General features: G+C 55.6%; 1 protein-coding gene. It reads left to right on the top strand.

Annotated features, from left to right (window positions below; translation table 11 throughout):
• Positions 1–388: 388 nt before the first annotated feature.
• Complete coding sequence (locus Q363_RS31495) at positions 389–1,537, top strand: tyrosine-type recombinase/integrase (protein ID WP_169747219.1); 1,149 nt, start codon at positions 389–391, stop codon at positions 1,535–1,537.
• Positions 1,538–1,679 lie beyond the last annotated feature (142 nt).

Genomic DNA, 1,679 nt, shown 5'->3' with positions numbered 1-1,679 from the left:
CGTAAGGAATCCCCCAGGGTAAGGAACTACTACCGACCCAACATGCCCTGATAGAAAGGTCGTGCTACGTCAATACCGCGAAGCGGTTTAGTCCAAGAGATCTTCTGTGGCGCAGCCAGTTATGTGGCGTTCAGCCAAGCAGGCAGCCATATTCACTCCGTTTCAGTATTTGAACGCCACATAGTCTGCGGTCGCCGCAGACAGAGAGCGCCGATCCGCCGACTCAGATAGCTCAACTATATTCGGACCGTTCTTTCACTTCTACAAGGAAGAGGTTCCGAAAATGTTTGAGCAACTCTTTGAACGATCTCATGCGTTGACCCGCCAGCGCTCTACGCCATTGGCAGATGAACGCCGTCTCTATATGATTCACTGCGCATCACAAGGAATGGCCAAGAGCACCCTACGTCTCACGGCCGAACTCTTGGTGGCCGTCGAGGACAGTCTCAAGTTAGCCGAGAGACCCAACTCGATCATCAGCCTACAGGATATCGAAGAGGCTGGAACACGCTGGGCCAGCCGAAGAGCTGTACCGCCCATTCTTCATCCGAGCCTCTCGAAACAGCGGTTCATTCGTCAGGCGGTTCGGTGGTTAGCCTTTATGGAGCGCCTCCAGCCGGCCTACGCTCCGGCAAAGCCGCACGAAGAAAAGCTGATCGAGTTCGCCGATTTCATGCTTCGCGAACGTGGCCTCTCGCCAGCGACGATTGCGCTCCGCTGCCAAACGGTGTGCCAGTTTCTCGATCAGCTCTGCGACGGAGGCCGGTCACTCAACGATGTGACTATTTCCGAGATCGACTCGAAACTTGCTGCCAGAGTCAACGAGGGGCATTACGTACGAGCATCGGTTCAGACCCATGCATCCTCTCTTCGCTCGTTTTTCCGATTCGCGGAAACACACGGCTGGTGCAAGGAAGGCATTGCGGCATCCATCATGGCACCGCGTGTCTTCCAGCAGGAATCTTTGCCGTCCTCTCCATCATGGTCCGAAGTTCAAAAGCTTCTCGGCAGTATGGAGGAGAACACCCCCTCCGCTATTCGCGACCGCGCGATTCTGATGGTGCTTGCCGTATATGGAGTGCGCGCGGGCGAAGTGGCCCGGCTACAACTTGGAGACATTCATTGGGAAGACGAATCGATCTTCTTCACACGTTCCAAGCGGCTCGGCAAGCATAACTTCCCGCTTGTCCAGTCTATAGGTGACTCAATCATCCGATATTTGCGAGAAGTGAGACCAACCTCACCTCACCGAGAGGTCTTCCTCACGGTGCGAGCTCCCTTTCGTCCCATGACAGCCGGGACGCTCTGGCCGGTGGTCGCCAGACGGTTGAGAGCCATCGCCACTTCCATCAAGCATCACGGCCCTCATGCTCTGCGCCATGCCTGCGCCACTCGATTGATCAACGAAGGTCTATCTCTGAAGGAAGTTGGCGATCATCTTGGACACCGTAGCCTTGAGACCACTCGAATTTACGCCAAAGTGGATCTCGTCAGGCTTCGTCAGGTTGCCAGCTTCGATTTGGGAGGCTTGCAATGACCCTTCAGCATGTCGTCGAAGAGTATGCCACGTTTCGCAAAGGGCAACGATCTCGATGAGGAGACTGGAAGGAATCGCACCTCGGGCCGCACTCTCCGGCTATAAGGAGGCGACCATGGGAAAGCGAGGAGAGAAGCGAGAG

It is taken from the genome of Edaphobacter aggregans DSM 19364 (assembly GCF_000745965.1).
GTDB classification, from domain to species: domain Bacteria; phylum Acidobacteriota; class Terriglobia; order Terriglobales; family Acidobacteriaceae; genus Edaphobacter; species Edaphobacter aggregans.
The sequence above is the reverse complement of the archived record's forward strand: the minus strand, read 5'-3'. Positions and strand labels throughout refer to the sequence as shown.

Coding starts and splice junctions, on each gene's coding strand:
- Q363_RS31495 (WP_169747219.1), top strand. CDS start 389: ATGGCCAAGAGCACCCTACGTCTCACGGCCGAACTCTTGGTGGCCGTC.